Raw genomic sequence first — 22,375 nt, 5'->3', positions numbered from 1 at the left:
CTTTGCGCGTCATCAGGCGCCCGCGTGGACGTGTGCGGCCCACACCGACGGCAGGTTCGGATACTTCGCCCTGAGCTGCCTGACCGTGCGATGGACCGCCGCCGACGCGCACAACGCACCGGATCGATCCGCGATCAACTCGCCGTAGAGCTGCTGGCTGAAGGCTGGCGCCACCACGTCGTCGACGCGCCAGAGCGTGCCGACCACCTGGGAGAAACCGGCTATCTGAAAAGCCGCCAACGGGTGGATCGCCTCGTCGGACAGGCGCGCAGTGGTGCGGGCCGTGTCGCAGGCCGACAGGAACGCGAACTCCGCGTTCCGCAGACGCAGCCGGGAAAGGTCCAGCACCCGAAGCGGCGCGCGGTCGTGGTCGTGCAGCGCGAGGTGGCTGTCCGAAGGGTTGTCCGGGTCGCTGTACCCGTGGCAGGCGAAGTGCGCCCAGCCACTGGCCGGCAAGGCGTCGAGAACGGCGTCACGAGTCGCGTCCGCGCCGACCAGGACCGTGGCGCCGGGTATGAGAGCGGCCAGGTGGTCGGCTTCGGCCTGTGCGCCGGGCAGGTCCGGGGCATCCGGAGTGTGCGGCATCGCGACCACCAGCAGCCGCGGCTCGTTCCGGTCGTCGCGGCGGCCCGCGCGGGCGTGACCCAGGGCGCGGATCGTCGGCGTCGTCGAGGAGACGACGCGGTCGAGGAGCACAGGTCCGCCGTCGCGGTGGTGGCCCGCCGCGTGCAGGGGGAGCAGGCTGAGCGGCCCGACCGGGGCCCACCAGATCCTTGGCCACGGACCATCCGCCGCCGGTTCCGCCGTCAGCCCCAGTTCGCCGAGCACAGGGCCCACGATGGTGTCCCACAGCCACTCGAGCGTGTCATGGATCGCCTGCTCGGCGGCCAGCCGCCCCTTCGTGAACGCGGTGTGCAGAGCGCGTACGCGGTGGCTTACGGTCTCTTCGCTCAGCCGGTCCAGCGCGCGTGACCGGACCCCGTCCGGAGTGATGATCAGCGCGTCACACCGGTGCCTGCTGACGTTGACGTACACGATCGGGCCCTCGTGTGCCTGCGCGGTGAGGTCGGTGAGCAGCGGGGGTCGTAGGAACCGCTCCATCCCGGGCAGCGCGCGGATCCGGTCGGTCACCGCGTCGAGCTCGTCGGCGAGGGCCACGCGGTCGCTCGCGGTGTCGGTTTCGAACTCCGCGGTGAGCGTCCGGAAGCGTTCGGCCAGCTCGGGTGCCCGCTCGCGCAGGTCGGAAAGATCGCCGCGGCTGTCGAGTGTCTGGGCGGCGAGCACGCAGCGCCCGGATTCGAGCAGGGTCACCGCGCTCACCTCGTCGCCGACGGCCAGCGCGCACGCGGCCGCGTCGGCGGCGACCCCGGCGAACCGGCCGAGCCAGTACTGGGCGTCCTCGCGGCCCAGGCGGCGCCCGGCGAGGCGGGGCAGCAGCCGGACCGCAGCGGCGTACCCCTCGGCGGCCACGTCGAACTGCCCCGCCTCGGCGGCCAGATCGCCCCACCGGTCCGCCGCTTCCGCCCGGCTCTCCGCCGGCGATCCGGCGGACGCCGCGGCCTCCCGGTAGTAGCCGAGTGCCTCGGTCAGCGCGTCGCCGTCGCCGAGGTGCCGGAAGCCGAGCGCCAGGACGTTGGCGACGCGGGTCAGTAAACCCGCCCGGGAATAGGCGTCCTGCTCGGGCCTTTGCACCGCACTCCGGGCCAGGCCGACCGCCTCGGCGAGGACCTGCGGATCCGGCGGCTCCCGTCGCGCGGCGGCGGGTACGACGGGGTTCGTGCACCAGTCGCCGAGCGCGGCGGCCAGACTCGCGGTGTGCCCGGGCCAGTGCGGGCTGTCCTGCGGAGTCGCGGCCACGGACGCGCGACGCGCGGCGATCGCGTCCCGCAACGCGTTCCGGTCTCCGAACTTCTCGTACGCCATCCCCAGCACACCGCCGAGATTGGCCAGCCGCACTGCCCGGCCCGGGTCGTCGTCCGCCGTCACATCCGCGGCCGCGCGGTGCGCGTCGATCGCCTCGTCGAGCACGCTCGCGTCGCCGGTCCTGGTGAACAAGTCGGACAGCATGGCGCCAAGGTTGGAGAGCCGCTGGGCCTGCCCGGCGACCAGCCTCGCGCCGAGGCGGACGGACTCCCTCGCGCGGTCGACCGCCTCCGACAGCACCTGCAGTTCGCCGGTCACCCGGAACCGTTTGTGCAGCACGACGGCGAGGATCCCGAGCGAACGCGGGTGGTCACCCTGCCCGGCGGTGGCCTCGGCGGCACGGCGGGCGACGTCGATCGCGTCCATGAGGTGGGCCAGATCTCCGGTCGCGTGGAACAACGCGTTCAGGTTGACGGCGAGGTTGCCCATGAACTGGACGCGCAGCGGATGGCCCGCCGAGGTGCACGCGACCGCCTCCCGCTCGATGATGACGGCCTCCGCGAGCGCGGCGCGGTCCCCGAACGCTTCACCCCGGGTGGCCAGCGCCGTGGCGAAGTGGTCCAGCCGCACGCCGCGGCTGGGGTGCCCGGCGGGGGTGGCCGCCGCCGCCGAACGTCCGAGCTCGATCGCCCGCTCGAGCAGGTCCGAGTCCCGGGTCTGCTCGAACTCGGCGGCGTACCGGCCGCACGCTTCGGCTTCGGTGTCGGCGCGTTCCCAGCCGGGGGTCGCTTTCGGGCGCTCGCCGGTGAGCGCGGTCCAGGCTCGTTCCGTGGTTGTCAGCTCGACGAGGTTCTGCGAGTGCCGCGGATCGGTGACCGGGGTGTGGGCTACCAGCGTCTGCCGGACCAGGAGCAGTTCGGCCAGATCATCCCGCGCTCCGCGAGCCCGGTAGCGGTCGTCGAGAAGGTACGCGAGGATCTTCAACCGGTCGAGCACGTCGGCCGACCCCGCCGGTGTGAGCTCCACCGCTCGCCGCGCGGCGTCGACGGCTTCCTACATGACACCGGTCTCCCCGGTGTCATGGGACCAGTCGCGCAGGACGACGGCGAGGAAGTGCAGGCTCCTCGCGGTGAGCACGTCGTCGGGGGAGCACTCGACGGCGGCCCGCGCGTGCTCTACGGCTTCCGCCAGGGGAGCGAGGTCCTTCGTCACAGTGAACGCCGTCCGCAGCGCGACAACGAGGTTACCCAGGTAGAACGCCCTTTTCGTGGACGGTTCCTCCTCGACGGCCGCCCGGCTCCAGTCGAGCGCGTCGGCCAGGGTGCTGCGGTCCTGGTTCTGCTGGAACGCGGTGTGCAGCAGCATGCCGATGTTGTTGGCGTAGCCGGCCGAGTCTTCCGGGCTTTCGTACGCCAGGAGGTAAGCCTCCGTGACTTTGCGGACGGCTTCCTGCAGGAACTCGAAGTCGCCGGTCTGGTGGTACCGGGTCTGCAGCAGGCCCCCGAGATTAGACAGGACCAAGCGGCGCTCGGCCACGTCCTCGGCGGCCAGCACGGCATGGCCGAGGTCGATCGCCTTCTCGACCGACGCGGGGTCCGCGCTGTGCCGGGCCACCCGGAACGCCTCCCAGAACCGCTCGGCCAGACCGTTCGCGGGTCCGCCGCCCACGCGTCAGTCCTCGTTGCCGTTCGAGGTGCCGGCCGGGCCGCCGGGCGCCTCGTCCGGCTCGGCGACCGTGCGTTTCGGGGTGTAGCCGCGTTCCGCGGCCTCCTGCAGCAGCGCCGCCTCTTCGGGCGTGAGCTCGGGTTCGTACGAGAGCTCGGGTTCGTGCGCCATTATCGCTCCTCCCTCGGCACGGCCGCCGGTTCTCCGGCTTCGACGAACTCCAGCACATCGAAGTCTTCCGCCCGCAGCCGCAGGCCCGCCGTCCCGTGCACGCGCGCGCCGAACGCCCCGTCGGCACCCATCACGCGCGCCGATTCGAGGTACAGCTCGGCCGGGTGGGGGTACGACGAGGCGTACGACCGGTTGCCGTACCAGCCGCCCGCCCAGTTGCCGTCCTTGAGCCGCACGCGCACGAAGCACGGTTCGCGGTCGCGGAACGCGTGGTCCCAGGCGCTGGGCGTGCGCAGGAACCGAGCCTTGCGCCGCCGCCGATCCACCAGGGAAACGGTGACCGCCGCCACGGCCGGCACGACGAGGAACAGCACCACGGCGACGAAGCCGACCACTCGCGGCCGCTCCACGAAGCCGTCCCAGCCGCCGCCGGCGCCTCGAGCCAGGCGAACCAGCGCCGGCCCCGCCACCACTGCGTACAGGGCGTCCAGCGCGATCGACGCGACGATCGCCCGCAGCACCCGCTCACCCAGATCACGCTCGCCGGGCACCGGCCCACGGCGGCGTTCCCGGACGAACTGATAGGTGACCCCGGGCAGCACCAGAAGGACGAGCAGAGCGAGCTGCACGACGGTCGCAGGCGCCTGCACTCACCACCCCCATGCCTCACGGACTCCGCTCGATCAGGCTACTGGCTTGCGTCTCCGCGGTCGGCAGAACAGCCCTTTCCGCGGTTACTGGGAGGCAGCTGGCCGGCCTCGGCGAAGCCGGCCCGCATGAGCCTGTCGATCTGCGGGACGGGGCTCTGTCCTGCGGCCGCGCGGACGTAGCCGACGACGGCTGGGGCCGATGGGGTCCGCCGCAGGGAGAACACGGTCGTCAGCGGGTGTCCACCTGCTCATGGTCGGGACGGCCCGGAGCGCCATGGGTAGAACGGCAGGCTGCGGTCGCAGGGTTCTTGCTCGACCCAGCGGATCAGCGGGTCGCGTTCGCCGACGGCTTCGACGCCATCGTCGGGGGCGGCCGACATCTGGATAGTCGGTCGTTGCCTGCGAAGAGGCGCGTGGCGTCACATATGGCCGACGTGCTGCTGGACTGCGTACGTTCCCCATGCCACGTTCGAAGCCGCGAGGGATCCGGCTACGGGGGTGGGAATGCTGATGACGGAGTTCAGCACGGAGGCCCCTGCCGCCCGGTGGCATGCTCTCGCATCGACCGGAGTAGTCCGAGCATCCGAAAGGCGGAACATCAGTGACACCTGCAAAGGAGCAGAAGCAGTGGGTTATGGCGTTCGACGCCACATGCGGCACGTGCACGGCGATCTCCTCGGCCGTGGCCGAGGCGAGCGACGGCAAGCTGGAGGTGCTTCCGCTGACCGACCCCGACGTGCAGGGGTGGCGGCACCAGAGTATGGGCCTCGACCCTGAGTGGACCCCGACATTACTCCGCGTCGACGGACCTGCCGTCCGCGCGTGGACGGGACCCGCCATGACAGTTCCGCTGGTAAGGCGGCTCGGGCCAGGCGCGACAGTCCGGGTCCTGCGCGCTCTGGGCCGTTTGCGCTACGAGGCCAAGCACGGCTCGTCGCAATCCGACAGCATGTCGATCGGTCGCAAGCGGTTCTTGCAACTGTGCGGCGGGATCGCTGCGGCGGCCGCCCTGACGGTGACGGGCAAGACGCCTGCCTTCGCACAATCGGGCCAGACCCAGGCGCGGGCATGGGTCGAGGCCAACAAAGGCAACCTGCCACGCACCTATACGGAGATAGCCAAACACTCGGAGCCGTACCGCAAGGCGATTCTGCGTGCGCTGTCACCGCAGGACCGAACGCAACTCTGGCTGGACCACCTCGAGCACTACCGCGCGGCACATCCCGACCTGTCGGCCCCCCAGACGCAGGTCATCGACCAGGCTCGCGAACTGGCACCCAAGGTGCTTCTGTCCGCGGAGGACGTCTCCCAGAAGGTACGGCGTCTGGAGGACGTGGCGAAGCGTGAGTTCGGCCGCGAGGGAGCTGCCGACCTGCTCGCCCGGCTCGGACCTGCGGACGCCGGGCTCGGACCACTGGCCTACTGCTCGTGCGCGACGGAGAGCGACTACTGCAGCGGCTCTTGCCGACGCGGGGGCTGCACCATCGTCCCCTCGGACTGCGGGACGTTCTGGGCGTACGACTGCAACGGTCTGTGTGCCTGATCAGGTAGCGGAAGCCTGAGTAGGCCACGGACTGTCGGCTGTCTGAGTTCCAACGGCGGCAATGATCTGGTCGCCGGGGTGCCGCGCACGTCGCGGCACCCGGGGCCCTGCCGAGGCTGACGATGTGGCGGCAGTGGAAGAAGCCGTTCTGCCGAAGTCGACGGCCTATCGCGTCCTCGGGATGTTCGTCAGGGTGGGGGCGGTCGAACATGAGGGCACCGGCTACCGGATCGCGTTACAGATGATGGCCATTGTGCAGCGTCGCCCGAAGGAGCGGTCCGCCGTCGCGCTTCCGTACTTGCTGGATCTGCACCGGGCTATAGGGCACACCGTCCATCTGTGTGTCCTGGCGCGGCCGGCGGGCAGCACCACCGGCACGACGTGCCGGTTTGTGCTGTCCGCTTTCCATCCGGGCACGTGCTGAGAGACGATGCCTCGTCTCTCGTGGGACCTCAGCTCACTTCGCCGGAACCTGACGGATCGGAGACGTCGACGGCGGCAGGTCCGCGAACGAGGTCGGCCACGCGACGTCATCGATGGCGAGCCACGGCGCAGCGGCTACGGCGGTGGGTGTCACCCCGGTGAACGCTTTGACCTCGCGGTGTAGGTGGGCCTGGTCGACGTAGCCGCTTGCGGCCGCCACCTGGGCGGCGGCGTTACCCGCCGCGAGGAGATGGGCGGCATGGTCGAAGCGCACCAGCCGGGCGGCGTGCTTGGGGGTGAGGCCGATCTGGGACCGGAAGCGGGACCACAGGCGCTTACGGCTCCATCCGACCTCGTTCGCCAGGCTGTCGACGCGTACCCGTCCCCGGCTGGTGAGCATCAGCCACCAGGCAGCAGCCACCTCTGGATCAAGCGACGGGCGGGCGCTCAGCCGTCGGCCCAGGGCATCCACTGCGATCGTGAACCGCTCGTCCCACGACGCGGCGGCCCGCAGCCTGTCCTCGGCTCGCCCGGCGTCGCGGCCCCAGACATCCTCCAGGGAGACCACCGTCCCGCTGAGGTCGGTCGATGCGCCGAGCACCGCAACCGCCAGGACCGGCGACAACCGGATCTGGAGGCACTCGATCCCCGTGGCCGCCCGGCCTCCGAGCCGAAGGTCGCGCGGTACCAGTCCAACGACCGCGCTGCCGCATTCGCGCCGGCCGTGGGTGTCGTAGACAAGGCTGTCTCCCTCACTCAGGTCCACGAACAGAGTGACCGAGGGGTGCGCGACCATGGTGATATCCACGCGCGCCGGGGCACGTTGGCGGAACCCAGCCATGCTGACCCCCGGGAGTCGGCCCGGCTGCCGGGGCACGGCGACCTCCACCGACGCCCAGTCAGGTGGTGATTCGGTGGATTTCACAGCACCAGGCTAGGCGATGGGTGTCAGCGGCCCGTCGCCGCGAAGCCCAGCAGCAACTCGCCGGTCGCCTCCGGCGCCTCGAGCATGGGGAGGTGTCCGACGTCGGACAGCTGCTCGACTCGCGCGTTCGGCACCGTGTCGTAGCGGTGCACTGAAGACGGATCCCAGCGGCGGTCGGCAGCACCGAAGATCACCAGAACCGGGACGTCGAGTGCGGTCAGGCGCGCGGGTACGCTCGTCTCGGCGATGTACGCGCCGTTTTGGCGCAGCACCGTCCTGAACGTGCGGTAGCCAATGGCCCGTGCCTCGGCGACCAGGTCGTCCGGGACGTCCACCGGGCGGTTGCACACCGCGGTCACCCCCCGGCGGAGCATCGCGTCGGAACGGACTCTCCACAGAAGCGGGCCGAGCGGCGGGGCGATCAGGACCCGAAGGAGGACGGGCTGCGGAAGGAGCGCGTCGGGACTCGGGCCACTGCTGATCAGTGCGAGCGAACCCACTAGGTCCGGGCGCTGTTCGGCGAGGGCGGTGGCGATGTATCCGCCGCTGGAGTGCCCGGCCACGGTGACCGGACGAAGGCCGAGCTCATCGAGCGCCGCGGCCAGGCGGGCTGCCTGCTCAGGCACGTCGTACGACGGTGCGGGCGGGGACTGACCGTGGCCCGGGAGGTCGACCCGGATGACGTGATACCGGCTGGCCAGTGCCGGCACTACCGGGCCCCAGGAGCTGCCCGAGGCCCCCGATCCGTGGATGAGCACCAGCGGTGGCGCCTCCCGCGGGCCGTCGTGGACCATGTGCATCCCGTGCAAGTGCTCGCCGTCGTAGATACCCATGCACGGGAGGATGCCTGGGCTGCCGGCCTCGGTCTTGTACAAATGTCGTCACGGGGCCGACGATCGCCAGGACTTCCGTCTCCACGGCGAGCGGGACTTCCGCGAAAGCCAGGCCGTTTGAGATCGGCAGCCATCTGCAGTCACAGGCGACCGCGCGATCCGGCGGGCCCTCGACGCCGCCGCCGGCCACTGGCGCGCCGCCTGAGCGGCAGCTGCCCCGCGCCGGGCGAGCCGCTGCTGCAGCCGCTGGAACGCCAGCCCGTCCCGCTCCCGCACCACTAGCTCGCCATCGATCCCGGTGTCCGTCGGCAGCTGCGCCAGGGTCGCCGCCCGGATCTCGGGGAACGAGGCCGTCATGTCCGTGCCGCGCCGTGAGCGCAGCAGCACCCGCCCGCCTGCGTACACGGCGAGCGGAGCACGGTAGCCATCCCATTTCGGCTCACCCGCCCACCCGGCAGCAGCGCAGGGTCGGACACAGGGGCGGCGAGCATCGGTTCCGGCAGTGTCCACGTCACAGCCCATGCCTTCCACCCAGTCCGCCCGTCGGCAAACCGAGTGCGCGTACGCACCCGACTACCGGCCCGACCACGGCAGTTCAGCGCACTGCAACACCCTCGCCGGGGGCTGTGTGCTGAGCTTCTGGCGCACGTCCAGGCAGCGCAGCCGGACACCGGGCTGCCCGGATCCCGTGTCGTACGGTCCGATGTCGCGGCCGCCCACCGTCCGCAACGGATCTCACCGAACCCGGCGGTGCCGCCGGTACGGCCGAAAGATCTGAACCAGATCTGAACCGATACCGGGAATCAGGCGGCGACGAGCTCCTGCTCGCGGTCCGGCGTCTTGGCCTTGGGCTTCTTGTTCGGCAGCGACAGCCGGAAGACCTTGTGCCACGCGGAGAACACCTGCTTGGGCAGCGGCCCGGTGACGTACTCCAGCTCGTACTTCTCGAACAGCGCGCGCACCTTCACCGCGACCTCGGCGTACCGGTTGCTCGGCAGGTCCGGGAACAGGTGGTGCTCGATCTGGTGCGACAGGTTGCCGGTCATGAAGTGCATGGCCTTGCTGCCGCTGATGTTCGCCGAGCCCATCATCTGGCGCAGGTACCACTGGCCGCGCGTCTCGCCCTTGATCGACCGGCGCTCGAAGACCTGCACGCCCTCGGGGAAGTGCCCGCACATGATCACCGAGTGGGACCAGATGTTGCGGACCAGGTTCGCGGTGAACGTGGCGGCGAGCGTGGGGAGGAACGACGGGCCCGACAGCAGCGGGTGGATCACGTAGTCCTTGAGCACCTGCTTGCGGATCTTGCGGCCCACGGCCTTGGCCCGCGCGCGGAACTCCGGGTTCTTGCGGCGGCGCTTGTGCAGGTTCTTGCCGAGCTCCAGGTCGTACGCTGCGATGCCGTACTCGAAGAAGCAGGCGTTGAGGAAGTTCCACAGCGGCTGGCCGAGGTGGAACGGGTGCCACTTCTGGTCTTCGTCGACGCGCATGATGCCGTAGCCGAGGTCGTTGTCCTTGCCGATCACGTTGGTGTACGTGTGGTGCAGCTCGTTGTGCGAGTGCTTCCACTGGTCGGCCGGCGAGACGTGATCCCATTCCCAGGTGGTGGAGTGGATCTTCGGGTCTCGCATCCAGTCCCACTGGCCGTGCAGGATGTTGTGGCCGATCTCCATGTTGTCCATGATCTTCGCCACGGACAGACCGGCGGTGCCGATCACCCACGCGGGCGGAAAGATCGAGAACAGCAGCACCCCCCTGCTGACCAACTCGAGCTTGCGCTGCGCCGAGATGACCTTGCGGATGTAGGCGGCGTCCTTCTCGCCTCGGCCGGCGATCACCTCGTCGCGGATCGCGTCCAGCTCGCGGCCGAGCTCCTCGATCTGCTGCGCGGTCAGGTGGGCGGTGGGGTCAATGGCGGTCAAAGTGCTCCTACCGTTCGATGTCGCAGGGGCCCGCCGCGGCGGACACACAGGTCTGGATGAGGACGCCCGGCTCGGCCTCGGTGAGCTCGCCGGTGCGCAGGTCGCGGACGGCGCCCGCTTTGAGCGGAGTGACGCAGCCGAAACAGATGCCCATGCGGCACCCCGACGGCATGAGCACGCCGGCCTCTTCACCGACGTCCAGCAACGGCGTGGCGCCGTCCGCGTCGACGGTTTTGCCGGTGGTGCTGAAGGTGACCTGGCCGCCGTCGCCGGTGACGACGACGCTGGGGCGGAAGCGTTCGGTGTGCAGGCGCTCTGGGACGCCGTGTTCGCTCCAGTGCTTTTCGGCGGCGTCGAGCAGGCCCGCAGGTCCGCAGGCCCACGTCTCGCGCTCGGCCCAGTCGGGCACGAGTTCGTCGAGACGGGCGATGTCGAGCATGCCGTCCGTGTCGGTGTGCACCTCGGTGAGCCGCAGCTTCTTGTCGGCGACCAGGTCGTGCAGTTCGTCGCGGAAGATCACGTCTTGGGGCTGCGGCGCGCAGTGGACCATGACGGCGTCGTCGAACTCGGTGTCGCGCAGCATGCCCATCACGGGCGTGATGCCGCTGCCGGCCGTCAGGTAGAGCACCTTGGCGGGCTTGGCCTGCGGCAGTACGAAGTCACCGGTCGGCTGGTCGAGCTGGATCAGCGTGCCCGGTTTCGCCCTGCGGACCAAGTGGTTGCTGACCTTGCCGTCCGGGATCGCCTTCACGGTGATCGTGACGCGGCCGTCCTGACGGTTTGTCGGCGAGGTGATGGAGTAGGCACGCCACAGGCGCACCCCGTCGACGTCGACCCCGATCCGCACGTACTGACCGGCTGTGTGGCCGCGCCAGCCCCGTCCCGGCCTGATCACGACAGTCGCGGCGTCACCCGTCTCGGGGTGCACGGCCTCGATGCGCCCACGCAGGTCGGCGCCCGCACGCAGCGGGCTGACCAGGTCCAGGTAGTCCGACGGCAGCAGCGGCGTCGTGACCATCTCCAGCAGTTTCCACGCCCTGCTGCGCAGGGCTGTACTCGTCATGACTCCAGCTTGCTGCGCCTCAAGGCGTAAAGTCCTGACCGCAGGACGTAAATCTGATCAGCTGAATTGTTCGCGGGGAACAAAACGTGAGCCATGCAATCCAGAGGGCCAGCGAACTGGCCTTGGACGAGACGACGGTCACCGCACTTCGGGCCGAGCTGAAGACCACCGCCGACGAGGTCGTCCAGGCGATCATCGACGAGGTCCCTTCCTACGCCAACGCCCTTTCGGGCAGCATGGGCGGCACCATCCGCCGAGCCGTCCGCACTGCCCTGGGACACTACCTGGACCTCGCGAGCGGCAACGCCACGGGCGGCGACGGCGGTGACGCAGCCTACGAACTGGGCCGCGGCGAGGTACGCGACGGCCGTTCGATGGACGCCCTGCTCAGCGCCTACCGCGTCGGCGCCCGCGTAGCCTGGCGCTGCCTGGCCGCCGGCGCCGTACCCGCAGGTCTGCCCGCTGCCGAGGTCGCCAAGTTCGCCGAGCTGACCTTCGCCTACATCGACGAGCTCTCCGCCGCGAGCGCCGCGGGCCACGCCGACGAACTGGCCGCCCAGGGCAGGGCCCACGAGCGCCACCTGGAACAGCTTGCCCGCGACCTCCTCGCCGGCGCGAGCCCGGACGTACTGCTTGTCTCTGCTCAACGGGCCGGGTGGCAGCCCCCGGTTTCGCTGACCGCGGTCCTGCTGCCCGCCGCCCAGGCCCGGCCTGCCTACCGCGCGCTCGACCCGAGCACCCTCGTCCTCGACGATCTGCCGGACGCCACCGGTGTGCTGCTCGTCCCCGATGCCGACCGATCACATCTCTTGCGGCAGCTGACCGACCGCACCGCCGTGGTCGGCCCGGCCCGGCCATGGACTCGTGCGTCCGCCTCGTACGCACGAGCCGTACGCGCGCGCTCCCTCTCCTCCGATATTCGCGACACCGAGGACCACCTGCCCGAGCTGGTGCTGAGCGCCGACCTGGACGCGTTCGCAGACCTGCGTGCCCGAGCCCTCGCACCGTTGCGGGCCTTGCCTGTCGCGACCGCACGGCGGCTGGAGGAGACGCTGCGGGCGTGGCTGCTGCACCAGGGCAGGCGGAACGAGGTGGCGGCGGCGTTGTTCGTCCATCCCCAGACCGTCCGGTACCGGATGTCGCAGCTGCGGGAGCTGTTTCCGGATCTCGCATCGCCGCACCGGGTCCTTGAACTGACACTGGCGGTCGGTCTTCGGGTCAGCTGACGCGTACTTCGACCGTCCACGACTGCGTCCGCGAGCGGTCCAGGAATCGTGCCTCGTTCTCGGTGCCGTCAGCTGGCTCATGCGGCCCGGGAAAGAGCGGTATGGGCCAGCTGAGACCGGGGGGTGATGTGAAGACCGGACAAGGCCTCGGGAAGCCCCGTCGGGGGCGCTGTCTTCGAGAAGTGCGGTGGTGGATACGGCTCGACTGGATCCGGTGGACGATGCGCACCGGCCCGCTCGTCGACGTGCTCATCGAGCATCTGGTCAGCGACCTGGGCCGCTATGCCCTGGAAAACGGCTTTCATGTCGTCGTGGAGGGCGCTGCCCTGGCACGAGCTGACCCACGGGCGCGCGGCGGGCTGCAGCTGGGTGACCGGCGCTGCGGCCAGGCCGGGTCACCAGGGGCCGGGGGCAGGGCCGCTCGCGCCGGGGACCACCGTGGTTGTGCCACGGCCCCGTGCTTCCGACAGGTCAACCGGACGGCCGACCGGGCCGGCCTGGCACACCGCGCGAGGGATGATGATGGTGGAATGACGGAACGTGAGGTCAGGAGCTTCCATGGCGAAGAGGGTTCACCGACCCCGTGAGGACGCGGAGTTCAATTTCATTCTCGGGATGAGCGGAGTTCCGGTCCTCGCATACTTCACCGGGACATGGCCCAAAGCAATCGAGCCCTGCCGGGTGATGGACCTCGTCGTGGGTGGCATCGCCGACGACTACACGGGCCGCCTGACGGCCGTCCGCGCCGACATCACGCGTTGTCCGGCCGCAACCGAGCGATACGGGATCACCGGAGCCCCGTCCTGCGTCCTGCTGAAGGAGGGAGAGGCGGTGGCGCACGGCACGGGGCCTATGACCATCACCGACGTACGGAAGTTCCTGGACGGCCACCTCTGAGCGGCCGCTGCGGCACGTGGCCGCGACGCCCGTCACGTCTCGTCTATGGGAGCTGCGCCGCCTGAGACATCGTGGGGCTGAGACACCCCCACGGGTCAATGACGCAGTCGATCGCGGTCGCGTCCGGCAGCCGCCCGGCTGCGGCCACGATCTCGGGGAAGGCCCATGTCGGAGCCCCGGCGTGAGCGCAGCACCACGGTGCCAGCCTCGACGGACAACGCCTTGTCCAACACTGCCCGATGCAGGCGCCCTGGCCGGGGCAGAGGCCGAGTTCGCGATGGACAACGGACAACACAAAACCCTGTCGACAACTTCGGCTGGGCCGCCCAGTCCGGCGTCAGGTCGGGGCTGTTCACGGCCGCGGTGAGCATTGGTTTGGGCAGTGTCCAGGACATGCCCGGATGCCTTCCCAGCGGTCCGTGAGCCCCCCGGGTGCCGGGCGCCGGTGAGGGTGTGAGCGGCTCAGGAAGCCATGGCTTCGTGGAGGGTGGGGTGGCATTCGATGATGTCGTCGACGCCGACAATGTGCAGGACCCGCAGGACGGAGTCGGTGGGTCCTGCCAGGCGGAGCCAGCCGCCGGCCTCGGTCACGGCCCGGTAGGCGGCGATGAGGATATTGATGCCGGTGGAGTCCATGAAGGTGACCTGGCACATGTCGATCACGGTTCGGGGCCGGACGGCGCCGGTGACGTCCAGGGCGCGGCGCAGCTGGTCGCCGGTGTGGTGGTCGATCTCCCCGGCCAGGGACAACACGCGGATGCCGTCCGTGGAGGTGGCCACGACCGACAGCCCGGCTTCCTGTTCGGCTTGCCCGGTGTCCGTCATTCGTTCCTCGGCCATTCGGTGATACTTGCACACCAAGACCTTCGGCCCGAAGTGCTGCCCTGCACGTCCGGGCGATGCTGCTGTGCCGGTGGGGAGCCGGCGCAGGAGAGTGGAGCGTGTACCGCGCGGGCGCGGGTACGCGCGGGGGTGTGAACGGGGTAGCGAAAGCGGGCCGTGATGGAACCAGTCCCGGTGAATGAGGACGGCACCGCACCAGGCGAGCAGACCATGCAGACCACGGTGGCCCTGGAAGGTGACGGCACGGTCATCGCCCAGGCCCGCCACCTGGCAACGCAGTTCCTCACCCGGGTACAGGCCGAACAGGGCCTGCCCGTCTCGCAGCGTGCCGTGGACCTGACGCAGCTCGTGGTCAGCGAGCTGGTCACCAACGCCCGCAAGTACGCGCCCGGCCCGGTGCTGATGGACCTGCGCATCGCCGGTGACATGGTCGAGGTGGTGGTGTGGGACTCCGAGCCGGTGCTGCCGGTGGCCCGGGCCGCGGATGCCGGACGGGTGGGACAGCACGGGCTGGAGATCGTGATGGCCGTCGCTCAGGGCTTCGAGGTCCAGCGGGAGCCGGTCGGCAAGCGCATCACTGTTCGCATCGCCTTGCTGGACGACCCCGGCGGGGCCATTACAGGACGGAGCCCCTTGTAGGAATCGGCTGGCCCAGTGCGTCCAGCTGCTGCCGGCTGACCGTACGACACCGGTCGGCTCCTGGCCGCAGCTCAGCACTCACCGGTGTGCACAGCATCGACGCGCGGCACGATCACACACGTTCCTCGCCGAACAGCGGCACATCCTGAACGCTGATGTCCGTGCGCACGCGGTGCGGCCGGGCCGGGTGCCTCCACCGCCCACCACTGTCCCGGGCGACGTCGACGGCCACCTCCATCACCACCTCCATCACCACCTCGGGCTCCACCAGGAAAACCTCGAGCGTGCGCTGCGTCCCCCAGTTTGCGGAAAACGACCAGCCTGTCCACGGATGCCCGCCCCGCTCCGCAGCGAACAGGCCGGCGAGGCAGCGCCCGCCACCCGGGCCAGCGTGGTCGTGCGGCCGACGTACTGGAAGCGGCCTTCGTCGTCGTACCGGCCGAGCAGCAGTGTCCGCGGAGCGGCCAGGGAGCCGGTGACCGCGCCGACGATCGCCTCGCTCGTCTGGCGGACCTTGTACTTCTGCCCAGCCCCTCACCGACGGCCTGTACGGATCGGTGAGCCGCTTGAAGACCACGCCCTCCGTCCCGACCGACGCCCACGACAGCCCCTCGCGCACGGTGGCCGGATCGGTGGTCGACGGGCACAGCGCCCACGGCGCGAAAAGCCGGCGGGTGACGAACACGGACTCCAGCGCTGACTGGCGCCGCCGGTACGGCCACCGGGTCGTGTCCGTCCCGGACGACCTGAGCAGATCGAACGCCACGAAGTGGGCCGGCCACTCCTCGGCTGCCCGCACCGCCCCGCCACCGCGTCGGGCCAGCCGGTTCTGCAACCGCGCGAACGCGAGGCGACCCGCGGCGTCCTGCACGACCAGCTCGCCGTCGAACGCGGTCGCATCCGGCTTCTGCACGGCCCCTGCCACGATCTCCGCAAACGCCGGCCCCATCTGCGTTCCATGCCGGGAGCGCAGCACCACCCGGCCCGCGTCAACCAAGACGGCCGCCCGGAACCCATCCCACTTCGGCTCGCCCGCCCAGCCCGGCCTCAGATCCGGCGTGAGGCGGGGGTGCTCAGCATCGGCTCCGGCAGCGTCCACGTCACACCGGATCCCTTCCACCGCTCCTCAAGACCTGGGCCAAGGCGAGAGTTGAGCACGGCATGGTCTTTCAGGACGGCAGCCGCAGGGCGAGCAAGGCCACGTCGTCGGTGCTGCCGGGCGGCATGCGGTCGAGTAGCTGATCGCACAGGGTGTCGAGCGGTTCGTGGGCGAGAGCGAGGGCGTGGTGGCGCAGACGGGTGAGGCCGGTGTCGAGGTCGCTGCCGGGGATTTCGATCAGGCCGTCGGTGTAGAGCAGCAGGGTGGAACCCGGCGGCAGCGACTGCGCGGCGTTCGGCCGGCTGCCGACGGTGCCCGAACCGGCGCCGAGGAGGAGCCCCTGCCCGGCTTCGAGGTACTGAGCCTGCCCGTCCTGGGTCAGCAGGAGGGGCGGCGGATGCCCGGCGCTGGTCCATCGCAGCGTCCATGGGCCGGTGTGCGGGCTGCCTTCGAGCAGGGCGAGGACGAGGGTGGCCATGGGGACGGTGGTGATGGCGGGCAGGGCGTCGTCGAGGCGGTCGACGACGGCACCGGGCGGGCCGGTGCGGTCCCACGCCAGTGACCGCAGGATGCCGTGCAGTTGTGCCATGCCGGCCGCGGCGGTGAGATCGTGACCCACGACGTCGCCGATGACCAGAGCGAGCGTGCCGTCCTTCAGCTCGAAGGCGTCGTACCAGTCGCCACCGACCTGGGAGCCGGCCGGGGCGGGCTGGTAGCGGGCGGCCAGTCGCAGGCGGCCGAGCCGGGGCAGCGGGGCGAGCAGGTTGCGCTGCATGGCCTCGGCGACGGCACGCTGGCGGCCGAACCGGCGGGCGTTGTCGATGACCAGGCCGACCCGGCGGCCGATGTCGCCCACCACTTTCAGATCGTCGGTGTCGAAGGGGGACGCCGGGTCGGTGCGCACCAGCGTCAGGGCGCCGGTGACCTGACGAGCGGGGCCAAGCGGCACCGTGATGACGGACGTCGCGCCCACCGCCCGCAGGAAGCCGCTGTGGACGGCGGCCAGGGCAGAGCCGGCCGGCGCGGCGACGTCAGCTTCGCGCTGCAGGACGGGATCACCGCCGTTCAGCACCTGGACCAGCGGGGAGCGGGCTCCCACCTCCGCCTGGGGCAGGCGCTCGCGCCAGTCCTCCTGCGCGGCGTGGCGGCCCCCCGGGCCCGTCACCGCCACACGGTGGACCTGTCCGGAACCGACCCGCAGGTCCACGGCCGCCCAGTCGGCCAGGCGGGGAACCAGCAGGCGGCCCAGCCGGGCGAGGGCCTCGTCGATCTCCAGTGTCTGACCCAGCACGTCGGTGATCTGCGCCACCAGCGTCAGCCGCTCGGTACGGTCCTCCAGAGCACGCGTATAGGCCGCACGCTCCCGACGCGTGCTGCGGTCGCCGGCGGCGTCGGTCAACAGCACGGCCATGCCCTGGAAGGCGCCCTCGTCCCTCAGAGGGGAAGCGGACCAGGAGATCGCGGTCAGGCGGCCGTCACCGCGCAGACAGATCTCACCCTCCCCCCGTGCCTCGGCTCTCTCGGCCAGGGACCGCAGCAGCGGGCACTGCCCCCGGGGAACCGGGCCGCCGGCCGCGTCCCGGTGCAGCAGGTCGTGTGCGTCCTCGCCCCGCATGGCGGCGGCGGCACGGCCCAGCAGGCGCTCGGCGGCCGGGTTGGCCGCGAGAATCCGTCCGGTGGGGTCCACCACGATGAGAGCCGTGCCCAGCCGTCGGACGACCTGCCGCCAGAAATCCGGCTCGGCCGCCGACCGGCACCGCCCCTCATCTCCCATGTCCTCCACCATGCCGCCTTTCCAGTCATGCAAACCCTCGCCCGAAACCGCGGACGCGTTGGCAGGCCGACACACCAGCGGATCGATGACTCCGGAGTTGACAACGATCGGTACGACCTGCTTCAACGCAATGTGCGAGCGGCAGGGAACGGGCTCCGGTCTCGACCGGTCCAAGTCGTACTGACCAGGAAACGCTGGAGTTACCCAGGACCCTTCGAACACCGGCCTTCATGTCTGTGTCGTCCTCGATGATCCAATACGCCGGGCAGGTTCCGATCGGCCCGAGGCAGGGTTCGCGTTCATGACTGCGACCATCTCCCGCCCGGCTTCACCCGCAGGCGGGCTCGCACCCGTCCCTCGCCTCTCGCTCGCTCCCACCGGTTGCGCACCGGCCCTGCTGGACGGCGCCTGGTGGCCGCGCTCGGGCGACCTCGACGCCGAACTTCCCGCACTCGCGGCCGTTCTCGATCCGCTGTGGGGACGGATCACCCGGATCACCGTCAATCCCGGCCAATGTCCGGTCATACCGCGCAAAGTGCCCGTCACCGGGCACGTGGTGAAGGTGGGCTGGTTCCGCACCGAACAGGACCAGCACGAGCTGCTGCTGTTCTCGTACCACGTGGGCCGCTGGAACCTGCTGGTGGTGCCCCCGCAGACACCTCCCGCCCAGGCCGCATGGCTGATGGCCGCCGCGAGCGACCCGACACGCACCTCCACCGGCAGCGCGTTGACGGAGGAGGCCGCGCACCTGGGGAACGCCGCAGAGACCGACCGGACCGCGGAAGCGCTCTGGAACTCCGAGGAAGGGCACGTGGCCAGCCACCTGTCTACCGCGTCCCTTTCCTGACCTTACTGGCCCACGCAGACCGAGAACCAGGACGACGCGGCCCGACGGCGCCGAGAAGTCACGACCCGCCGCCACAAGCAGATCGCCCTCCAACTGACTCGCCACGCCCACGCGTCACCGTCGACGTACGACGCCGCGCCACCCAGTTGCCGGGGAACAGCGGCCCGCGAGCGCTCGCCGACATCGTCCTGCGTGAGGCACAGGGCCAGCTGTCGGCGTCGCTGGAGGACACCGCTGAGACCAGAACCCACGCGGGCGACGCGGGGAAGGCCGCAGCCGAGGCCGCCCGCTACCCGTTCCTGTGCCGCCTGGGCGGGATCAGGCGTCCGCCTCATCCGCCTCGGCCGTCCGAACTGCGCGCACTCGGCATAGACCACTGTTGTCCCGTGAGCCCGCCCGGCGGGAGGCGCACAGACGGGATGAACGTGGATCACCGGCTTTGCCATCCGGGGGACAGGGGCGTCAAAAGACCGATCCCGATGGATGATTCGAATCTCGACGGTTGATTCAGGGCGACTGCACAGCGGATGGTTCCCGGCACGGAGGCGGACCGAGCACTGGGCCGAGGCGTGGCCGAGTTCAGGCCACACCTGGCCCTTACACCGCCTTGTGTACTCTGAAGTCCGGATGCCCCGGCTCACGGCTGCTCGTCCCGGACCTTCTTGGGCAAGTACTGGTGTCCGCGCCAAATTTGTACGCGTGCTGAACCCAAGTGCTGCCAGCACCGTGTGGAACCGATCCGCTGGATGCGTCGCCGCAGTGGCGTGACAGATCCACCCCCCTACCGCCCCGACCCGATTCCGTGTGCGACGTGCCGTTGTGACGTCGTCCGTGGTGCGGGCCGGCACCGGGAAAAGAGACATCATGCCGACCCCTCGTCAGTCCTTCGACGACATCCTGTCCCCGCTCCGTTCACGAACGACAGGATCGACGATGACCACAGACACGACGCAACGCGCGAGCGACACCGTCGCACCAACTCGGGAACGCCGCGCAGGCAGTGACTTCTCGCGTCTGTCCAAGCAGATCAAGGACGCCGGACTGATGCGGCGTCGCCCCTTCTACTACGGCGTGCGCATGGCGCTGGTGACCGCGGCCTACGCGGTGGGCTGGCTGGTCTTCGTGACGATCGGCGACAGCTGGTGGACGCTGCTCGCCGCCGTGTTCCTCGCTGCAGTGTTCGGACAGGTCGCGCTCGTCGCGCACGACATCGGTCACCGTCAGGTGTTCCGGCGCAGTCGCTCAAGCGCGCTGATCGGGCGGCTCGCCGCCAACATGGGGATCGGCATGGGGTACGGCTGGTGGCAGGACAAGCACTCCCGCCACCACGCCAACCCCAACCACGAAGAACTCGACCCCGACGTGGCCCCCGACATCCTGGTCTGGAGTCAGGCCCAGGCCCGCAAGGCCACCGGCCTGCCCCGCCTGCTCGGCAGGGTGCAGGCGTACCTGTTCTTCCCACTGCTGACACTGGAGGGCTTCAACCTGCACGTCGCGGGGATCCGGGCGCTGGCGGACCGCTCCCTCAAGCAGCGCCGGATCGAGGGAACTCTCCTTGTCGCTCACTTCGTCCTGTACCTCGGCGCACTGTTCCTCCTGTTGTCTCCGGGAAAGGCCGTGGTGTTCCTCCTGGTGCACCAGTGCCTGTTCGGGGTCTACCTGGGAGCCCTCTTCGCCCCGAACCACAAGGGAATGCCGACGCTCACCGACGGTGACCGGCCCGACTTCCTGCGCCGCCAGGTCCTCACTTCCCGCAACGTGCGCGGAAACCGGTTCACGGACGTGGTGCTGGGCGGACTGAACTACCAGATCGAGCACCACCTGTTCCCGAGCATGCCCTCGCCGAATCTGCGCAAGGCACAACTCCTCGTGCACCGTTACTGCGACGAACTGGGCGTGGCATACCTCCAGACCTCGCTCCTCGCCTCTTACGGACAAGCCCTCAGGAGCCTGCACCGGGCAAGCAGCCCGCTGCGGCAGCAAGCACGGCTCGTCTGACGACCTGGGTCACACGTGGCGCGGCCGGCGGTAGCGCTACGGCACCAGCTCGGCCTACACCGTGCTGTACGAGCAGTTCCGGCTCACCGCCGCCGCGGTCGCCGACGCGGCCCGTGAGAGCCTTGCCGCCGTCGAGGCACGGCCGCCGACCACCACGGTACAGAGCGAGTGGCAGCCACTTCAGGCCGGGGGAGGTGCCCGGCGTGGAGGCAGCCTGCGTGCAGGGGCGCCGTCACCACGCGCCACCCGCACCGGCGTGCTGCAGTGGGTCAACCGCGGCCACCCCCCGCCGATCAGCATCCGCTGCATCCGCTGGAGCGTCCAGCTCGCCTGCCGACGGGCCCACCCCGGCACCGAACGCAACTTCTCAGCACCGTGTACGAGGGGCAGCTCCAGTCCGGCAACCGCATGGTGCTCCACACCGCCGGCATCACCGAAGCCCGCCGCTGCGGCACAGGCGACAGACTCGGGCTGCGCGCCGAGGGCGCGCATACGTTTCCGCTGAGAAGCGGAGTACGTCTCACGATGGTGCTGAACATACCGATCGAGTGAGGCTGTCCGGCCCGGGTACCAATGTCCTACGACCAGCGCATCCCGATCGCGGCCAGATGCTCTACGCGCTCCAGAGAGTGCTTTGGCACGGGCCGGGTTGAAGAAGACGGATCTCGTCGCTCGGACAAGGCTGAGCCGTACGACGGTGCAGCTGGCGTTCCAGGCCGAAGGGCCGGTGCCGTCGGAAGCCACAGTGACCGCGTTGGCAGGTGCGCTGAAACTGCGGCCGTCGGAGGAGCTGCGGAGACTGCAGCGGGTAGCGGCCCGCAGCGAGATCAGTGAACGGCCGGAGCCCGGCTGGCCCATCGGGCAGTGGGATCCGCATACGCTGGCGGTTCATCCGGCCAGCGTTGCTACCGAGAGTCCCGGCCTGCCGGCGCACCGGGTGCTGCCTGGCTATGTGAAGCGTGAGCATGACCGGGTCCTCGCGGAGGTGGTGCGGGAGGCCAGACAGAGCCGCATTGACCGCCACCGGAGCACCCGACCGGATCCACACCTTCACCAGCAGCCTCACTGCCGTCGACGACTTCAACTTCCTGAGCGAGGGGTCCGACGTGGTGTTCGCGGCGGAGAACGATTTGACGGACCAGGTCGCGGTGGTCCGTCCGAATGGCACCACCAAGACCGTGCTAAGCGCCTCCAACGGCCACGCCTCGCCCACCGCCACCGCGGTCAGCGGCAAGCGGCTGTACATCACTAACGCCGGACTCACCAAACCCTACGACGCGAAACTGCAGCGCGCCACCATCAACCTCCGTGCCCTGCTCGCACCCTGAGGCGGTCGTTCGTCTCTTGCACCAGGCCCCCGCACTACACGCGCGGCGTGCGCCAGGCGTGCCGTCATCTCTACGGATGTCTTCGGGGGTCCCTGCCGGTACCCCTCACAGCGCGGACTCCCACGTCGTGGGGGATCCCGGTTGCCATCACCGCCTACGACCAGGACGAGTTCAACGCGATCCGGTGGCTGACCGACGAGCAGGTGCTCGAGGAGTCGGACAAGCTGCTCGACCCCCACATGCACCGCTTCACCCACAAGCTGCAGCACGCCCGCGCCGGAAGGCATTGCGGGTAGCCTCCCCCGGCCGTCCACGGTGCTGTTGTACGCCCCTACCGGCACAAGGCCGAGAACGAGACCAGCACCGCTCACGTTCGCCGTCCCCATGGGGAGTCGTGACTGCGAGAGTGGGGAATTACGTGACGCTCAGACCATCGGAAGTGGGGAATTGCGTGAGCGTCGACACGAGCTACCAGGAGACCCTGCCTTCATGCGCGTACCGCCGGAAGATCACCCAACCAGGAACTCCGTTCGATCCACACGTTCCAAGATCGGTTGAGAGGTGACTCCTTACTGATCGTTTCAGAATGAGTTTGGCTCACACGCTTGGCAGTTGGGCTGGTGGGCGGCAGAGTTCTGCGGGTGTCGGATGATCTTGTGCCTGATG

Annotated in this window: 21 protein-coding genes; 9 read left to right on the top strand and 12 right to left on the bottom strand. The window is 69.9% G+C overall.

Annotated features, from left to right (window positions below; genetic code table 11):
- Positions 1–12: 12 nt before the first annotated feature.
- The 4 genes from ACIRDU_RS37740 to ACIRDU_RS37725 are packed head-to-tail and all read right to left on the bottom strand — an operon-like array spanning position 13 to position 4,349.
- Complete coding sequence (locus tag ACIRDU_RS37740; RefSeq protein WP_403588588.1) at positions 13–2,889, bottom strand: CHAT domain-containing protein; 2,877 nt, start codon at positions 2,887–2,889, stop codon at positions 13–15.
- Between the two features lie 27 nt (positions 2,890–2,916).
- Entirely contained in the window at positions 2,917–3,531 is a 615-nt protein-coding gene (locus tag ACIRDU_RS37735; protein ID WP_403588586.1) for a hypothetical protein, read from the bottom strand.
- A 3-nt stretch (positions 3,532–3,534) separates the two neighbouring features.
- Entirely contained in the window at positions 3,535–3,699 is a 165-nt protein-coding gene (locus ACIRDU_RS37730; RefSeq protein WP_356928804.1) for a hypothetical protein, read from the bottom strand.
- Positions 3,699–4,349 (bottom strand): DUF6338 family protein, encoded by a 651-nt coding sequence (locus tag ACIRDU_RS37725; protein WP_403588584.1) that lies wholly within the window; start codon positions 4,347–4,349, stop codon positions 3,699–3,701. The genes ACIRDU_RS37730 and ACIRDU_RS37725 overlap by 1 nt, the downstream gene beginning before the upstream one ends.
- Before the next feature lie 634 nt (positions 4,350–4,983).
- Between ACIRDU_RS37725 and ACIRDU_RS37720 the strand changes: the two genes are divergently transcribed.
- Both ACIRDU_RS37720 and ACIRDU_RS37715 read left to right on the top strand, forming a co-directional pair.
- Positions 4,984–5,892, top strand: a complete 909-nt coding sequence (locus ACIRDU_RS37720) for a bacteriocin fulvocin C-related protein (RefSeq protein ID WP_403588582.1) — start codon at positions 4,984–4,986, stop codon at positions 5,890–5,892.
- Positions 5,893–6,016: 124 nt separating this feature from the next.
- Positions 6,017–6,316: a hypothetical protein gene (locus ACIRDU_RS37715; protein ID WP_403588580.1), complete on the top strand. Its 300-nt coding sequence runs from the start codon at positions 6,017–6,019 to the stop codon at positions 6,314–6,316.
- Between the two features lie 33 nt (positions 6,317–6,349).
- Here the strand turns inward: ACIRDU_RS37715 and ACIRDU_RS37710 are convergent, their stop codons facing one another.
- The 5 genes from ACIRDU_RS37710 to ACIRDU_RS37690 all read right to left on the bottom strand — a co-directional run bounded on the left by ACIRDU_RS37710 (position 6,350) and on the right by ACIRDU_RS37690 (position 11,058).
- A complete protein-coding gene (locus ACIRDU_RS37710; RefSeq protein ID WP_403588578.1) occupies positions 6,350–7,240 on the bottom strand; it encodes a helix-turn-helix domain-containing protein in 891 nt (296 codons plus the stop codon).
- 23 nt (positions 7,241–7,263) lie between these two features.
- Positions 7,264–8,073 carry an alpha/beta fold hydrolase gene (locus ACIRDU_RS37705; protein ID WP_403588576.1) on the bottom strand — a complete coding sequence of 270 codons (810 nt, stop codon included), beginning with the start codon at positions 8,071–8,073 and terminating at the stop codon, positions 7,264–7,266.
- 48 nt (positions 8,074–8,121) lie between these two features.
- Complete coding sequence (locus ACIRDU_RS37700; protein ID WP_403588574.1) at positions 8,122–8,595, bottom strand: hypothetical protein; 474 nt, start codon at positions 8,593–8,595, stop codon at positions 8,122–8,124.
- Between the two features lie 281 nt (positions 8,596–8,876).
- Positions 8,877–9,995: a fatty acid desaturase family protein gene (locus tag ACIRDU_RS37695; RefSeq protein ID WP_403588572.1), complete on the bottom strand. Its 1,119-nt coding sequence runs from the start codon at positions 9,993–9,995 to the stop codon at positions 8,877–8,879.
- A 7-nt stretch (positions 9,996–10,002) separates the two neighbouring features.
- Entirely contained in the window at positions 10,003–11,058 is a 1,056-nt protein-coding gene (locus tag ACIRDU_RS37690) for a ferredoxin reductase (protein ID WP_403588570.1), read from the bottom strand.
- 86 nt (positions 11,059–11,144) lie between these two features.
- Between ACIRDU_RS37690 and ACIRDU_RS37685 the strand changes: the two genes are divergently transcribed.
- Positions 11,145–12,284, top strand: coding sequence for a PucR family transcriptional regulator (locus ACIRDU_RS37685; protein WP_403588568.1), 1,140 nt, complete (start codon positions 11,145–11,147; stop codon positions 12,282–12,284).
- Between the two features lie 558 nt (positions 12,285–12,842).
- A complete protein-coding gene (locus ACIRDU_RS37680) occupies positions 12,843–13,181 on the top strand; it encodes a thioredoxin family protein (RefSeq protein ID WP_403588566.1) in 339 nt (112 codons plus the stop codon).
- A 462-nt stretch (positions 13,182–13,643) separates the two neighbouring features.
- Here the strand turns inward: ACIRDU_RS37680 and ACIRDU_RS37675 are convergent, their stop codons facing one another.
- Positions 13,644–14,021 (bottom strand): STAS domain-containing protein, encoded by a 378-nt coding sequence (locus tag ACIRDU_RS37675; protein ID WP_403588564.1) that lies wholly within the window; start codon positions 14,019–14,021, stop codon positions 13,644–13,646.
- Positions 14,022–14,183: 162 nt separating this feature from the next.
- Between ACIRDU_RS37675 and ACIRDU_RS37670 the strand changes: the two genes are divergently transcribed.
- Complete coding sequence (locus tag ACIRDU_RS37670) at positions 14,184–14,663, top strand: ATP-binding protein (protein WP_403588562.1); 480 nt, start codon at positions 14,184–14,186, stop codon at positions 14,661–14,663.
- Between the two features lie 112 nt (positions 14,664–14,775).
- Here the strand turns inward: ACIRDU_RS37670 and ACIRDU_RS37665 are convergent, their stop codons facing one another.
- Both ACIRDU_RS37665 and ACIRDU_RS37660 read right to left on the bottom strand, forming a co-directional pair.
- Positions 14,776–15,762: an ATP-dependent DNA ligase gene (locus tag ACIRDU_RS37665; protein ID WP_403588560.1), complete on the bottom strand. Its 987-nt coding sequence runs from the start codon at positions 15,760–15,762 to the stop codon at positions 14,776–14,778.
- A 70-nt stretch (positions 15,763–15,832) separates the two neighbouring features.
- Entirely contained in the window at positions 15,833–17,536 is a 1,704-nt protein-coding gene (locus ACIRDU_RS37660; protein ID WP_403588558.1) for a SpoIIE family protein phosphatase, read from the bottom strand.
- 301 nt (positions 17,537–17,837) lie between these two features.
- On the opposite strand from ACIRDU_RS37660, the gene ACIRDU_RS37655 reads away from it, so the two are divergent.
- The 4 genes from ACIRDU_RS37655 to ACIRDU_RS37640 all read left to right on the top strand — a co-directional run bounded on the left by ACIRDU_RS37655 (position 17,838) and on the right by ACIRDU_RS37640 (position 22,005).
- A complete protein-coding gene (locus ACIRDU_RS37655; protein ID WP_403588556.1) occupies positions 17,838–18,383 on the top strand; it encodes a DUF5994 family protein in 546 nt (181 codons plus the stop codon).
- Positions 18,384–19,316: 933 nt separating this feature from the next.
- Positions 19,317–20,381 carry a fatty acid desaturase family protein gene (locus tag ACIRDU_RS37650; protein WP_403588554.1) on the top strand — a complete coding sequence of 355 codons (1,065 nt, stop codon included), beginning with the start codon at positions 19,317–19,319 and terminating at the stop codon, positions 20,379–20,381.
- Positions 20,382–21,394: 1,013 nt separating this feature from the next.
- A complete protein-coding gene (locus ACIRDU_RS37645; protein WP_403588552.1) occupies positions 21,395–21,709 on the top strand; it encodes a hypothetical protein in 315 nt (104 codons plus the stop codon).
- Between the two features lie 47 nt (positions 21,710–21,756).
- Positions 21,757–22,005 (top strand): hypothetical protein, encoded by a 249-nt coding sequence (locus ACIRDU_RS37640; protein ID WP_403588550.1) that lies wholly within the window; start codon positions 21,757–21,759, stop codon positions 22,003–22,005.
- Positions 22,006–22,375: the final 370 nt, after the last annotated feature.

The organism is Streptomyces sp. NPDC093598 (assembly GCF_044764825.1).
Classification (GTDB): domain Bacteria; phylum Actinomycetota; class Actinomycetes; order Streptomycetales; family Streptomycetaceae; genus Streptomyces.
This window is presented reverse-complemented; position numbering and strand designations above follow the sequence as displayed.

Excerpts from the sequence above, each read along its gene's own strand:
- ACIRDU_RS37700 (WP_403588574.1), bottom strand. The coding sequence starts at position 8,595 with ATGGGCTGTGACGTGGACACTGCCGGAACCGATGCTCGCCGCCCCTGT.
- ACIRDU_RS37660 (WP_403588558.1), bottom strand. The coding sequence starts at position 17,536 with ATGGGAGATGAGGGGCGGTGCCGGTCGGCGGCCGAGCCGGATTTCTGG.
- ACIRDU_RS37655 (WP_403588556.1), top strand. The coding sequence starts at position 17,838 with ATGACTGCGACCATCTCCCGCCCGGCTTCACCCGCAGGCGGGCTCGCA.
- ACIRDU_RS37650 (WP_403588554.1), top strand. The coding sequence starts at position 19,317 with ATGACCACAGACACGACGCAACGCGCGAGCGACACCGTCGCACCAACT.
- ACIRDU_RS37720 (WP_403588582.1), top strand. The coding sequence starts at position 4,984 with ATGGCGTTCGACGCCACATGCGGCACGTGCACGGCGATCTCCTCGGCC.
- ACIRDU_RS37680 (WP_403588566.1), top strand. The coding sequence starts at position 12,843 with ATGGCGAAGAGGGTTCACCGACCCCGTGAGGACGCGGAGTTCAATTTC.
- ACIRDU_RS37675 (WP_403588564.1), bottom strand. The coding sequence starts at position 14,021 with ATGGCCGAGGAACGAATGACGGACACCGGGCAAGCCGAACAGGAAGCC.
- ACIRDU_RS37730 (WP_356928804.1), bottom strand. The coding sequence starts at position 3,699 with ATGGCGCACGAACCCGAGCTCTCGTACGAACCCGAGCTCACGCCCGAA.
- ACIRDU_RS37705 (WP_403588576.1), bottom strand. The coding sequence starts at position 8,073 with ATGGGTATCTACGACGGCGAGCACTTGCACGGGATGCACATGGTCCAC.
- ACIRDU_RS37670 (WP_403588562.1), top strand. The coding sequence starts at position 14,184 with ATGGAACCAGTCCCGGTGAATGAGGACGGCACCGCACCAGGCGAGCAG.
- ACIRDU_RS37690 (WP_403588570.1), bottom strand. The coding sequence starts at position 11,058 with ATGACGAGTACAGCCCTGCGCAGCAGGGCGTGGAAACTGCTGGAGATG.